This window comes from Mesorhizobium sp. WSM4823 (assembly GCF_055811195.1).
On the sequence record NZ_JBVVQL010000001.1, the window covers coordinates 417,629 to 431,303 of the forward strand.

Here is a 13,675-nt window from a genome sequence, read left to right on the forward strand (position 1 = left end):
ATATATGATATATGTGGCAGCAAGCCAAGCCCGGCTGGGCTGAATAAAAAAGAGGGATGAAGATGAAAATGCTCTCCAAAGTCATGGGAACGGCTCTAACCCTTCTGACGTCGACATTCATCGCTGCATCGGCCTTTGCCCAGGATCCTGCTACCTTCGTCTACGCCGATGCCGGCGAGCCCAGCACGATCGACCCTGCCAAGGCCAATGTGAATTGGGAGTTTACGGTCACCCGCAATGTCTATGACCGCCTTGTCGATTTCGATCTCGATGATCCATCGAAGCTCTTGCCGGCGCTCGCGACCCAGTGGAAGCAGGAAGGCACTGCCTGGATCTTCACGCTGCGCGAGGGCGTGACCTTCCATGACGGCAGCCCCTTCGACGCCAACGATGTCAAGGCGACACTCGACCGCCTGCTCAAGATCGGTCAGGGGCAGGCCTATCTGGTCGACGACATCGCCAGCGTGACGGTCGTCGACCCTAAGACGGTCAGGATCGAGACCAAGGCGCCGACTGTGTTCCTGGCATCTAATCTTAGTCGTATCGAAATGATCGCCGACGAGGACGTCGCCAAGCACAAAGACGATCTGGGCGAGGCCTGGTTCAGCGAGAACGCCAACGGAACCGGTCCCTACGCCTTCGTCGCCTGGACTCGCGGCACCCAAATCGAGCTCAAGCGCAATGATAAATGGTGGGGCAAATTCCCGGCGAAGCCGTTCGACCGTGTGCTCGACCGCTTTGTGGCTGACGGTGCCAACCGGGCGCGTGGACTTGAAGGCGGCGAATTCGATCTCGCCAATTTCGTGCCGCTCGACGAGGCGCTGCGCATCGGCGGAACCAGCGGCTTCCACATGATCGAAGGCAACAATCTTTGGGCTTGGCCTGCCATCTATCTGAACATGGATCTCGCGCCGACCAACAACAAGGACTTCCGCAACGCGCTGGTGAAGGCGTTCGACTACAACGCCATGGTTCAGTCCTTTCAGGGCAGGGCCGAAGTCGGTCGTGGACCGATACCGGCATGGTTCCCCGGCAGCCCGGAAAAGGGCGCGCCGGAAATCAAGACCGACCTCGATGCGGCGAAGGCGGCCCTCGCGGCATCCGGCCTGGCGAACGCGACGATGAAATGCTCGGTTCCGGCCGGCTTCCCGGAATTCCGCTTCGCGGCCACGGTTCTTCAATCGTCGGCGGCCCAGATCGGGGTCACGGTCGAGGTCGAGGAAGCCCCCTTCGTCGAGGCGATTACCGCCATCAAGACCGACAAGAGCAATTGCTTCATCCTTGGCAACGCCAATTTGAGTCCGCAGGACGCGACAAAGTTCTTCTCCGCGCATTATCTCAAGGGCGGCTTCTACAATTCCGGGAAGTTCTTCGATCAGGGGCTTCAGGATCTCGTGGCCAAATTGCCCACCGTCGAGGATCCCGCTGAGCGTGCGGTGCTTCTGAAGCAGGCCGCGGAAATCGTCGTGGATGCCCACGCCATCATCTGGACGGCACGGCCCAAGACCGTTGTTCCGGAGCCCGACCGCATCGGCGGCTATCGCATCGATCCGGCCGAATACATCAACGCCCGCTTCTGGGAACTGTACAGCAACGAATAGGCAGAGCACGATCGGAGCGACACGGCATGATGAATTTCTTGATGAAGCGGCTGGCTTGGGGGGTGCTCGTGCTCCTGGCAGTCGCGGTCATCACCTTCTTCCTCAGCCGCGTCGTTCCCGCCGATCCTGCCGCCTTCCTGGCCGGCCAGAATGCGTCCGAAGCGACGGTGCAGCGGATCAGGACCGAACACGGGCTCGATCGCCCGATGGCCGAGCAGTTCGTGTCCTACATGGCCGGGCTGGTGCGGGGCGATCTCGGCGATTCCATCCGTACGAGGCGCAGCGTCAGTGCCGACCTTGCGCAATATCTCCCGGCGACCATAGAGCTTCTGCTGGTCAGCTTCGTCATCTATCTCGGGGCGAGTTTTTCACTTGCCGTACTGGCTGCCAAGAAGCCGGGCGGGATGGTCGACGGGTTCATTCGCCTCATGACCATGATCGGCACTGGCATACCCGTGTTCTGGCTCGGCATGACCTTGCAGTTCTTCTTTTTCTACAAGCTTCACTGGTTGCCGCTTGGCGCACGGTTTCCGATCCGCGAGTCGGCGCCGCCGGTCGTCACCGGCTTGATGCTGGTCGACTCCTTGCTCGCGGGTAGCCTCTCGGCCTTTGCCAGCAGCGTGAAACATCTCGTTTTGCCGTCGCTGACGATCGTCGTGAACCTGCTTGCCGTGGGCACGCGGCTGTCTCGCGCGGCGCTCATCCAGGAGCAGAGCCGGCTTTATGTCCGAACCGCGCGCGGCAAGGGGCTGGGTCCGCGAACGATCCTTTACAAACACATGCTGCGCAATGCGTTAAGCCCCATCCTCACCGCTACGACCATGCAGTTCGGCTATATGATAAGCTGGGTCATCCTCGTCGAGGTGATCTTTGACTGGCCCGGCATTGGCCTCTACGCCTACCAGTCGTTCCAGGTGTTCGACTACTCGCCGGTAATCGCGCTGGCCATCGTATCGACAGCCGGCTTCGTCATCATCAACCTCGTTATGGACTTGCTCTACCCGATCATCGACCCACGCGTACAGAGTGTCGGCTCGTGAGCGTTTCGACCGAATTCAAGCGCCACCGGCTTGCGCGTCCTAAAGGCATTCTGACGCCGCTGGCGCTGCTGGTTGTGGTGGTATTGGCGGCGTTCACATTGTTACCCGGCTTGATTGCCCCGCACGATCCGGTCGCGCTGGCTATGGCCGATCGTCTCAAGCCGCCGAGCCTGGCGCATTGGTTCGGCACCGACGAGGGCGGCCGCGACATCTTTTCACGCGTCGTCTACGGCACTCGTTATTCGCTCGGCGTGGCGGTTGCCATCGTCTTCGCCTCTGCCCTGTTCGGCGTGGTCTACGGCGCGGTCTCCGGCATGGCGCGTGGCTGGGTCGACAATCTCCTCATGCGCATCGTCGATTTGTTCTTTGGTTTTCCCGCCCTGGTCTTGGCACTCGCAGTCGCTGCTTCCATCGGGCGTGGCCTCGACAGCGTCGCGCTGTCGCTCGCCATCATCTGGTGGCCGGGCTATGCCCGTCTGGTGCGCGGCGAGGTGCTGCGGCTGCGCGAGCGCCCGCATGTCGAAGCCGCGCGCGCGCTCGGGGTCTCAGATCTGACCATCCTGCGCCGCCACATCATTCCTTTCGTCGCGCAGGAGGTAAATGTCCGCGTGACGACAGACATCGGCTACGCGCTGGTTGCCGTCACCGCGCTTTCCTTCCTTGGCCTTGGGGCGAATTCGCCGACTCCGGAATGGGGCTTGCTGATCCGCGACTCGCGCTCCTATTTTGGTTCGGCTTGGTGGTATTTGGTCTTCCCCGGCACAATGATCATGATCACTGCGACAGCCTTCTCGCTGATCGGCGACGCGCTGGCATCGAGGCGCGGCGGATGATCCTGTCGGTGCGTGACCTTGCTATCGGCTTTCGACGCCCGGGCGGCGAACTCAATGCGGTCGATCGTATTTCCTTCGATGTCGAGCAGGGTGAGACGTTCGTGATCATCGGCGAATCGGGCTCGGGCAAGTCGCTGACCGGTATGTCGATCGCAGGTCTGCAGCCGCAGACGTCCTTCGTATCCGGCTCGATCCGCTTCAAGGGCCGTGAATTGCTCAACCGCCCCGACGCCGAACTGCGCAAGACGCGCGGGCGTGAGATTGGGCTCATCTACCAGGACCCGCTCGGCTCGCTCAATCCGGTCTGGCCGATTGGAAATCAGATTGCCGAGGCGCTGACGGCGCACGGTCTCGCCAATCGTGCCGATGCGGCCAAAAGGGCCGTGGAAATGCTGGACCGTGTCCGTATCCCCGACCCGGTGCGTGTCGCCAGCGCCTATCCGCACGAGATCAGCGGCGGCATGCGCCAGCGCGCCATGATCGCCATGGCGCTGGCCGCTGGGCCCAGCCTGCTGATCGCCGACGAGCCGACGACGGCGCTGGATGTCACGATCAAAGCTCAGATGCTGGAGTTGCTGGCCGAACTCAAGCGCGAGATGGACCTCACCATCGTCCTGATCACCCATGACATGGGCGTCGTGGCGGAGGTCGCGAACCGGATCCTCGTCATGTATGCCGGCAGGATCGCAGAAATCGGCCCTGCTGATTCCATCATGCGGCGGCCGGCGCACCCCTACACCGCCGCGCTGATGGCCAGCGCGATGATCTCTGAGGCAACGCCGAAGCACGACCTCAATGCCATTGTCGGTGTCGCACCGGGATTGGGCGCTTTTCCGTCGGCCTGCCGGTTTCATCCGCGTTGCCCGAAGGTTCAGGATGACTGCCGCACCACCGAGCCACCGAAGCGGCCGTTCGGCGATGTCCAGCTTGCCTGTCATTACCCGATCGCGTCCGCAGACGCCGCATCGCTGGTCGAGGCCTGAGCCATGGCCGCACTTCTCGAACTCGAAAACATCGCCAAGACATTCACGCAAAAGCGTGGTGGCAAGCGCGACGTGCAGGCCGTCGCCGGCGTGTCGCTCGCGGTCAGCAAGGGCGAGACGGTGGGGCTGGTCGGCGAGAGCGGCTGTGGCAAGTCGACCCTCGCGCGGCTGGCGCTGAAACTGCTCAACCCGACCGCCGGCCGAATCCTGTTCGACGGCGCCGATATCACCGGGATGAGCGGCCGGCAAATGCTCCCGGTTCGCCGCCGTCTGCAAGCGGTATTCCAGGATCCGCTCGCCTCGCTGAATTCGCGTATGACCATTGCCGAGATCATGCGGGAACCCTTCGACACCCATGGCATCCGGCTCGGAACCGGACTGCCGGCGCGCATACGCGAGCTTCTGTCCTTCGTCGGTATGGAGAATACAGACATACAGAAGCTGCCGCCGCAGTTTTCCGGCGGCCAGCTTCAGCGCATCGCCATTGCCCGCGCACTGGCGCTCGATCCGGAAATCATCGTTGCCGACGAGCCGACATCGGCGCTTGATCCATCGATCCAGGCGCAGATCGTCAATCTGCTGCTGTTTATCCAACGCAAGCGGAAAATCTCTTATCTCATCATTTCGCACGACCTCGACGTGATCGGCCATGTCGCCGACCGCATAGCGGTGATGTATCTCGGCACGGTCATCGAACAGGGGCCGGCCGACCAGATCATGGCGCGGCCGCTGCACCCCTACACGCAGGCGCTGCTGTCGGCGGCGCCGACGCTTGCCGCGCGCCGACAGCGAGGCTGGAAGCGCATCGTGCTCCAGGGCGATCCGCCGAACCCCGCCAATGTGCCGTCCGGCTGCCGTTTTCATCCGCGCTGCCATCTGGCGCGCGACATTTGCCGGCTAATTACGCCGCCGCTCCGCGCCGTCGAGGACGGGCGTCTCGTTGCCTGCCATCTCGCGCCGGACGAGACGGCGGCGATAGGGGTCGAGATCGGCCGGGCGCGCAGGGGCGAGGCGGCGGCGTAGCGGGTAGGGAGGCTAAACGATGAGCTGGAAGCAGGAAATCCACGCGACCGGATTAGGGTTTCCCGAGGGACCGGTGGCGCTCGCGGATGGATCGATCGCCTTCGTCGATCTGCTGCACGCCAAGGTCAGGGCGTTCCGCGACGGCCATGTGCGCGAACTCGCCACGCTGCCGGGCGCCCCAAACGGCATGCGTCTCGGCAGCGACAACAACCTGTACATCGCTAACAATGGTGGCATCGCGCCGCTCTCGCTGGAACAGCTCAACTACACCGATCCACAGATCCCCGGCTGCATCCAATGTGTGAAGCCAGATAGGAGTTGGAGCGATGTCGCGGTCGATCTGCCCGGCGAAAAGCCGTCGCGACCAAACGACTTGGTCTTCTCCCCGGAGGGTGAAATCATCTTCACCGACCCGCAGAACTGGGAAGTGCTTGGGGTCGACGATGGAGCCTACCATGGCGGCCAGCTGCTTGCCGTGGGCGCCGACGCGAAGGTGCGCCTGTTGGCGCCGATGACCGGATTCCCGAACGGCCTGGTCTTCCACCCGGACGGCTCGTTGCTGGTCGGCATCACCATGGAGCACAGGGTCGTGCGGTTTCCCTGGGACCACGGGCGCGTCGGTGCGATGGAGGAGTGGTGCCGGCTGGGTGACAGCTTCAATCCCGATGGCATGGTGTTCCACGAGGACCGCCTTTTTCTCACCGGTAGCGGCGGTGACCAGATCGCAATCCTCGATATGGCCGGACGCGTGCTCGACATGATCGAAACCGGTCCCGGCAGCGATCCGACCAATTGCTGCGTCCATGACGGTAGGCTCTGGGTAACGCTTGGCCTTCCAGGCCAGCTCGTTTCATACGGGCTGTAAGCGATGGTTGCCACGATCCGATGTGTGCGGCCTTCGAGGTTCCCGCATCGACAAGTTCAGGGTCGCGCCTCGGGACCGGGCGCTGGCCTCAGCGTAGAGGTCACGGCACACCCTCCTTCATCCTGAGGTGCGAGCCAGCGAGCTCCGAAGGACGCGCACCACAACGCTAGGGATATCGTATGTCGACAAACACCCCCTTTCTCCCCCCCGAACTGGGCTCCCTCAATATCGCGCCGCGCGTCGCACGGCCCATGCACGCGGACGACCATTGGCACAGCAAGCCCTGGTACGAAGCCCCGCATGACAACCCGGCGCTGCCCGAGGTCTACAGCTACACCGACGCGATATCTTATGATCCCGGCGACGAGGTGGTTTTTCACTCAAGCAGCACAGCTCCGAACTGGACGCTCGAAATCTACCGCGACGGCTTCGAGCCCGAGACCGTCTACAAGGCGGAAGCCATCGAGGGCGTATTCTCGCCGACCCCAGAGGCTGCCTACCGCAACGGTTGCGGCTGGCCGGTCAGCCATCGCTGGAAGCTGCCGAATAATCTGCGCTCTGGGTTCTACCGCGTGGTCTCCACGTGCGCGCGGGCGAATGGCGGCAAATTCGTCCAGCATCATTTCTTTGTCGTGCGGCCGACGGAGAAGACCCGCCGCGCCAGGATTTTGATGGTGCTGCCGACCGGCACGTGGACCGCCTACAACGACTTTGGCGGCGCCAATCATTATTTCGGCATAGTCGGGCCCGAGCGCAATCTGCCGTCACCGGTACTGAGCACGCAGCGTCCGTGGACGCGCGGTATCGTCTGGCTGCCGGCCGGTGCGCCGCGCATCTGCGCCGATCCATTGCCCGAGATGGGCGACGCGCCCCGCTATCCAATGAAGGAATGGGCCTTTGCCAACGGCTTCGGCCAATACTATGCGGCCGCTGGCTGGGCGCAGTTCGACCGGCACTTCGTGCTCTGGGCAGAGAAAGAAGGCTATGCGCTCGACGTGATCACGCAGACGGACCTGCATTACCGTCCGGAACTTCTCGATGCCTATCCATGCGTGACGATCGTCGGCCATGACGAATACTGGACCCGCGAAATGCGTGTTGCGATTGAATCCTATGTCGATCGCGGCGGCCATCTGGCGCGGTTCGGCGCGAATTTCCTCTGGCAGATCAGGCTGGAGGACGATGGCAAGAGCCAGCATTGCTACAAGTTCAAGGCGATCGACGACGATCCGGTCAGTGGGACCGAGAATGCGCATTTGCTCACCACCGCGTGGGAAGACAAGGACGTGCGCTGGCCTGGCGCTTCCACGGTTGGCGTTAACGGACTGCATGGCGTCTATGCGTCCTGGGGCGGCTTCGCGCCGCACGGTCAGAAAGGTTTTACCGTCTACCGGCCCGAGCATTGGGTCTTTGAAGGCACCGGCCTCCACTATGCCGACATCTTCGGCGACAAAGAGTGCATATTCGCCTACGAAGTCGATGGGCTCGACTATACGTTTCGCCATGGCCTGCCCTACCCGATGCCGGTCGAAGGGCAGCCGGAGACGATCCAGATACTTGCCATGGCACCTGCCGTGCTGGCCGAAGACGAGCCTGATGGTGAAGGCTTTCGCTACTATGTGCGGGGCAGCGATCACGAAGGCCTCGTCAAATGCGTGACGGGCGAGGTCACGCCGGAAGGCTTGGCGCGCTACAAATACGGGTCAGGCATGATGGTGCACATGACTCGCGGCAAAGGCGAAGTGGTGACGGCCGCAACCTGCGAATGGGTCATGGGCCTGAAGCGCGGCGATCCGTTCACGCAGCGGATCACCCGCAACGTGCTCGACCGGTTCATCCAGGGGTGAATTCGGGTCGGCTTTGGTCGCTCTACCCGGTCTGCAACTCGGCGTGCACGTCGTCCAGCGCGCGCGCGAGGCGGGTAACGAGAAATTCTACCTCGTCTTCGGTGACGATGTAGGGTGGACAGATGGCGATGACGTCACCGACATTGCGCACGATCAGATCATGCGCGCGCGTCCGGCGCTCGACCATGGCGCCGACCTTGAGTTCGGCCGGGAACGATTGCCGGGTCGCCTTGTCGGCGACAAGCTCGACTCCACCGATGAAGCCTACCGAGCGTACGTCTCCCACCAGCGGGTGCGATGCGATCCGCTGGAGGCCTGCGGCGAGCTTACGCCCGAGCGACCTCGATACTGCCGGGAGATCCATCTCCTTGTAGATACGCAAGGCTTCGACGGAGATAGCGGCGGAAACCGGATGGCCAGAATAGGTAAAGCCGTGACTGAACAGGCCGTTGCGGCCGCTTTCCTCGGAAATTGCCTCGAACACCGGCGCTGAAACCACCACGCCGCCGATCGGCGCATAGCCCGAAGAAAGGCCTTTGGCTATCGACATGAGGTCGGGCTGGACGCCAAAAGTCTCGCAGCCGAACCAGCTTCCCGTCCGTCCAAACCCGCAGATGATTTCATCGGACAGGTAGAGTATTCCGTGTCGTTTGACCACTTCGTGAATTGCTGGAAAATAGCCTTGTGGCGGCACGATGACCCCGCCCGCGCCCATCACCGGTTCGGCAATGAAGGCGGCGATGGTTTCGGGCCCTTCCGCAAGAATGAGGGCATCGAGCTCGCGCGCCAAGCGTGCGGAAAAATCGGCCTGCGTCTCGCCTTCCAATGCGTCCCGATAATAGTGCGGCCGGGCGGTATGGATTACGTTGCAGTCGGGCAGGTTGAAGGATTTGTGCATCGCCGGGAGACCGCTGATCCGCGCCGCCATCACCGTCGACCCGTGAAAGGCTCCGGTTCTGGCTATGATCTTGCGCCGTTCGGGCTGCCCGCTCGCCGAATGGTAATACCAAGCCATCTTGACCATGGTGTCGACGGCCTCCGAGCCGCCGTCGGTGAAGAACATCCGCCCGCCCGGAATCGGAACAATTGTCGCCAACTCTGCTGCCAATTCGGCGACGAAGGGATTCGAGCGATGGTTGAAGGTATGATAGACGGGCAGCGTCTCCAGCGCCGCAGCACCGGCTGCGGCCAGCCGCACATTGCTGAAGCCCAGGCTCGCGCACCACAGGGACGCCACCGCGTCCAGATACTTCTTGCCGTCGATGTCGATCACATGCGGGCCCTCGCCGCGCACGATCATCAGCGGGCCGGTCTCGGCGTGCCGCCCCGGGTCTGTCTGGGAATGGAAATGAAAACGTTTGTCGGCGTCTTCGAGGTCGGCCGAAGCGTTGGAAAGCATCATGAAAGCCTCCGTCGAGTTTATATCATATATGGTATATGATATCGCAGGGGTGAGCTCAAGTGTTTACTCTGCTCCAGCGTTGGGCCAGATGGAGGGCAGCAGCGGTCTAAAATCCTAAACGGTTGCGATGAGGGCTCGCGCAGCCCGCCCCCCGCCAGACGGGGAGGCATGGAATCTCTCTACGCGTGGAGATACACGCGCGGCACGCCGTTCGAGACGTCTATTGCGCGGAACTCATCACATATTCTGCCTTCGCATCGTCGAAGCTGACGCTGACGCCATAGACATCGACCGCCTTCTCAGGGCTGAGCCAGCCGCGATTGATGCTGCGCACCACCCGCTCGGGCGCCCGCGCTTTTGGGTCGCCGTAACCGCCGCCGCCCGAAGCCAGGAACATCAGCTTCTGTCCCTGCTCGCAGATTTCGGCGTTGAAGGCAGGCAGCGTCGCGACAGTGCCATCGGAAAGACGCTTTTCACTGCGCGTCGGCGAGGCGGCATGGCCGCCAAGCACGCCCCGTGGGGGGAAGGTGGTGCCGTCGGCGGCGTAGACCAGGGTCATGTCGTGATCGACTGGATAAAACACTCCGCCGACCCCGGGAGAGCCCTCGAATTCGCCAAAGCCTTGCGTGTCCTTTTCGACGCCGCGCGACTCGATGACGAACGGGTACATCGCCTCATCGACCTCAACGGAATCGAGGTTGATCATGCCGCCGTTCGCAGGGCCGCAGTAGGTCAGCCACCCGTCATAACCATGGCGCGCGCCACTGCCCGCATACCCGACAAAGACCTGGTTCACATAGGGCTGGCCGTCCTTGAACGGATCGAAGCCCGAGACGACGCCGACACCGACCGGCAGGTGGCCTCCGCCTTCCGCCTGGCCGAACGGGGCGCCCATTTCGGAGAAGGCGCAGCTTCCGGCCGAGATCAGTCGATCGTTGACATTGGTGGTCGCAACCGACGTGCCGACGGGATAACGTGGTTTGCCGATGGCGCTGCCTTCGCGCATCAGCACCTTGATCCGGCTGGCACTACCGTGGTTGTGCGGGATCGAGGCGTCGATATTGTTGAAGACGGCCATCCGGCAGGAGCCGGTGCAGGTGTTCTCGGTCAGGTTGAGGCCGCCAGGCACGTTGTCGATATTGTCGCGCACGTCGACCGTGATCATGCCCTCGACCGGATCGACGGTGACTTCGACGCACACCGGGATGCCTTCGTCGGCGACGCCGGGCACCGGATCATGGCGGGTCTGGTAACGGTATGTGCCAGCCGGCAGCTTCTTGATCTCTGCGATGGCCATCGTGCGGCCGTATCCGAACCAGTCTTCGACATAGGTGATAATGCCGTCGCGGCCATATTTGGCCAGCAACTCGCCAAGCCGGCGCTCGGCCGTCCTGCAGGCGCCGATCTGCGCCCTCAGATCACCGAGCCACAATTCCGGTACGCGGTTACGCGTAAGGCCGATACGGATGACGTCGTCGATCTCCTTGTAGTCACGCATCATGCGCACGCAGGGGAAATGGATCCCCTCTTCGTAGATCGTTTTCGCGAAGGGCAGGTAGGTGGTCGGCACCGGCGCTCCGGTGTCGGCGTGATGCGACAGCGCCATCGCCCAAAACAGCGGCTCGCCGTCGAAGAACACCGGCATGCACAGGGTGAAGTCGGCGTGGTGCGTGCTTCCGTGATAGGGCGAGTTGTTGATGAAGATGTCACCCGGCCGAATATCGTCGAAAAGCTCGGTGATCGGCTTCGTCACCAGATCCATCGAGGCGACATGGATCGGCAACGCGTTCTCTGTCGAGACGATGCGGTGATCGTAGGTGAGGATCGCGCAACTGAAATCGCGCGCATTCTTGATGACCGCCGAACGGCTGGCGCGCATCACGACCAGCGTCATCTCGCGCACGATCGCCTCGAAGCGGCTTTTCAGAACCGACATCAGCAGCGGATCGCTCCGCTTGCCACTTTTTGCAGTCATCTCATCCATCATATCGTCCTTCACGGTAGGGCTGTCCATCAAGCGACCTCGACCAGAAAGTTTCCGTATTCGTCTGTTTGAGCCCTGTGTCCGTCCTTGAGCATCGCGGTGAACGTCGGCGTTTCGATCAGGCATGGACCGGTAAAATTCGCCCCTGCGCCGATTGTCTGCCCATCGAATACCGGGACGTCGACGGCGTCGCCGCGCTCATGCAGATAGAGTGCACGCCGGGCCTTCTGCACCGGCGCCGTTTTCTGCGGTTCGAAACGAAACTCGCGGTAGAGATTCTGCTCCGGCCTATGGCCGATCGCCCGCACTTTCCAGGTGATGAACTCGACCACGTCCTTGTCGGCGCGGATCGAGTAGATGCGCTCGTGCATCTTGTGGAAATCCTCGACCAGTTTGGGCAGGTCGTCATGCGAAATTGGCTTATCGCGGTTGAAATCCACCGAGATTTCCCAGGACTGATACTCATAGCGGCCCATGAAAGAGAACTCGTACTGCCGCTGCGCCTTCGGGATGCCGGCGCCCTCGAGGAAGCGTTCGCCCTCGGCCTGTAGGCGGTCGAGCATCGAGTTGATCGCATCAGGATCGAAGCGCTTACTGTCGGTCGGAGCGACCCCGCTCTGCTCCCAGCGGATATCGGAGATGAGGCCGCCGAAGGCACTGAGGCCAGCGACATAGCGCGGTATCATGTAGCGTTTGAGCTGCAGGATATCGGCCATATCGGCGATATGGCAGGGGGTCGCGCCGCCACCGCAGACAAAGTAGCTTTCGCGCGGATTGATGCCTTCGCGAATGGTGATCTCCTCGATCGCCGCCACCATGTTGTGATTGCTGGTGGTATGAATCGCGTGTGCGGCCTGCAGCAGGTCGATGCCGAGTCGGTCGGCGATGCGCTGCACGGCGGCCTCCGCTAGCTTGCGGTCGAGCTTGATGCGGCCGCCCAGGAAGAAGTCCGGGTCGATGATGCCGAGCACGACATTGGCATCGGTGACGGTCGCGTCCTCGTTGCCATTGCCGTAACAGGCCGGACCGGGCCAGGCGCCGGCGCTACGCGGGCCGACATGCAGCAGTCCGCCCTGATCGACCGAAGCGATAGACCCGCCGCCAGCGCCCACCGAACGGACATCGACCTTGGGGATGCCGAGCGAATCGTCATGGATCATGGAGTCCGGCGTGACGATGAGCTGATGGTTGCGCAGCGCCGAGACGTCGAAGGTGGTTCCACCCATGTCGCCGACTATGACGTCCGGCTCCTCGGTGAGCGCCAGGGCCGCCATAGGGGCCAGGGTCGGGCCCGACATGACGCTGTAGATCGGACGCTTGATCATGTCGGGAACCGGCATCATGCCGCCGACGCAATTGGCGAGCAGCAACTGGCCGCCGAAACCTTCGGCGGTGAGCGCGCCTTCCAGCGCTTTGATGTAAGTGCTGACGATCGGGCTGATCGAAGCGTCGATGACGGCAGCGATGATGCGCTTGTATTCGCGCGGCATCGGGTTGATCTCATGGCTGAGCGTAACAGCGACCTCCGGCCACTCGCGGTGGATGATGTCGCGAGCGCGCAGCTCATGCGCCGGGTTCACGACCGACCACAGGAAGCCGACGGCGATCGCTTCGACGCCGAGCTTGCGGAATTTCCGGACGGCGGCGACGACATCGTCGTTCTCGAACGGGACGATTTCCTTGCCGCGCGCGTCGATGCGGCCACGCACCGGCATTGTCAGGTTACGGCTGATATAGGGCTCGGGATAGTCGAGTTGCCATTCGAATGCGCCTTTGCGTGGACCCTCGCGCAGCACGAGGATGTCGAGATGGCCTTCATTCAGGAGCACGGCGGTACGCGCGACCTTGCGTTCTACCAGCGCATTGGTCGAGACTGTGGAGCCATGCACGATGATGCCGATACGACCGATGAATTCCGCTGCCGTCATGCCCAGTTCATGCGCCGCCACATGCAGCACGTCGATGAAGCCCTTGTGGAACTGCCCCGGCGTCGTCGGCGCCTTGTAGAGGGTGATCCGGCCGGACTCGTCGGATACGAGGCAGTCGGTGAAGGTGCCGCCGATATCGATGCAGGCTTGAAATGACATGCTGGACAAT

General features: G+C 62.4%; 10 protein-coding genes. 7 read left to right on the plus strand and 3 right to left on the minus strand.

The window, feature by feature from the left end; all coding sequences use genetic code 11:
- Positions 1-68 precede the first annotated feature (68 nt).
- The 7 genes from AC0L26_RS02070 (at position 69) to AC0L26_RS02100 (ending at position 8,192) form a co-directional block, all read left to right on the plus strand.
- Entirely contained in the window at positions 69-1,601 is a 1,533-nt protein-coding gene (locus AC0L26_RS02070; RefSeq protein WP_473631020.1) for an ABC transporter substrate-binding protein, read from the plus strand.
- A gap of 26 nt (positions 1,602-1,627) precedes the next feature.
- A complete protein-coding gene (locus AC0L26_RS02075) occupies positions 1,628-2,641 on the plus strand; it encodes an ABC transporter permease (RefSeq protein ID WP_473631021.1) in 1,014 nt (337 codons plus the stop codon).
- A 47-nt stretch (positions 2,642-2,688) separates the two neighbouring features.
- Positions 2,689-3,474 carry an ABC transporter permease gene (locus tag AC0L26_RS02080; protein ID WP_352937344.1) on the plus strand — a complete coding sequence of 262 codons (786 nt, stop codon included), beginning with the start codon at positions 2,689-2,691 and terminating at the stop codon, positions 3,472-3,474.
- The gene (locus AC0L26_RS02085) at positions 3,474-4,457 is read left to right on the plus strand and encodes an ABC transporter ATP-binding protein (protein WP_473631518.1); all 984 of its coding nucleotides are present in this window, start codon (positions 3,474-3,476) and stop codon (positions 4,455-4,457) included. Before AC0L26_RS02080 ends, AC0L26_RS02085 begins: the two co-directional genes overlap by 1 nt.
- Before the next feature lie 3 nt (positions 4,458-4,460).
- Complete coding sequence (locus tag AC0L26_RS02090; RefSeq protein ID WP_473631022.1) at positions 4,461-5,480, plus strand: ABC transporter ATP-binding protein; 1,020 nt, start codon at positions 4,461-4,463, stop codon at positions 5,478-5,480.
- 19 nt (positions 5,481-5,499) lie between these two features.
- Positions 5,500-6,345 (plus strand): SMP-30/gluconolactonase/LRE family protein, encoded by an 846-nt coding sequence (locus AC0L26_RS02095; protein ID WP_473631023.1) that lies wholly within the window; start codon positions 5,500-5,502, stop codon positions 6,343-6,345.
- A 179-nt stretch (positions 6,346-6,524) separates the two neighbouring features.
- Positions 6,525-8,192 (plus strand): N,N-dimethylformamidase beta subunit family domain-containing protein, encoded by a 1,668-nt coding sequence (locus AC0L26_RS02100; protein ID WP_473631024.1) that lies wholly within the window; start codon positions 6,525-6,527, stop codon positions 8,190-8,192.
- Between the two features lie 22 nt (positions 8,193-8,214).
- On the opposite strand, the gene AC0L26_RS02105 is transcribed toward AC0L26_RS02100, so the two are convergent.
- The 3 genes from AC0L26_RS02105 to AC0L26_RS02115 all read right to left on the minus strand — a co-directional run bounded on the left by AC0L26_RS02105 (position 8,215) and on the right by AC0L26_RS02115 (position 13,665).
- Entirely contained in the window at positions 8,215-9,594 is a 1,380-nt protein-coding gene (locus tag AC0L26_RS02105) for an aminotransferase (protein WP_473631025.1), read from the minus strand.
- A 220-nt stretch (positions 9,595-9,814) separates the two neighbouring features.
- Positions 9,815-11,608, minus strand: coding sequence for a hydantoinase B/oxoprolinase family protein (locus tag AC0L26_RS02110; protein WP_473631026.1), 1,794 nt, complete (start codon positions 11,606-11,608; stop codon positions 9,815-9,817).
- Entirely contained in the window at positions 11,608-13,665 is a 2,058-nt protein-coding gene (locus AC0L26_RS02115) for a hydantoinase/oxoprolinase family protein (RefSeq protein ID WP_473631027.1), read from the minus strand. Before AC0L26_RS02115 ends, AC0L26_RS02110 begins: the two co-directional genes overlap by 1 nt.
- Positions 13,666-13,675: the final 10 nt, after the last annotated feature.

Coding starts and splice junctions, on each gene's coding strand:
- AC0L26_RS02070 (WP_473631020.1), top strand. CDS start 69: ATGCTCTCCAAAGTCATGGGAACGGCTCTAACCCTTCTGACGTCGACA.
- AC0L26_RS02075 (WP_473631021.1), top strand. CDS start 1,628: ATGATGAATTTCTTGATGAAGCGGCTGGCTTGGGGGGTGCTCGTGCTC.
- AC0L26_RS02090 (WP_473631022.1), top strand. CDS start 4,461: ATGGCCGCACTTCTCGAACTCGAAAACATCGCCAAGACATTCACGCAA.
- AC0L26_RS02095 (WP_473631023.1), top strand. CDS start 5,500: ATGAGCTGGAAGCAGGAAATCCACGCGACCGGATTAGGGTTTCCCGAG.
- AC0L26_RS02100 (WP_473631024.1), top strand. CDS start 6,525: ATGTCGACAAACACCCCCTTTCTCCCCCCCGAACTGGGCTCCCTCAAT.
- AC0L26_RS02105 (WP_473631025.1), bottom strand. CDS start 9,594: ATGATGCTTTCCAACGCTTCGGCCGACCTCGAAGACGCCGACAAACGT.
- AC0L26_RS02110 (WP_473631026.1), bottom strand. CDS start 11,608: ATGGACAGCCCTACCGTGAAGGACGATATGATGGATGAGATGACTGCA.
- AC0L26_RS02115 (WP_473631027.1), bottom strand. CDS start 13,665: ATGTCATTTCAAGCCTGCATCGATATCGGCGGCACCTTCACCGACTGC.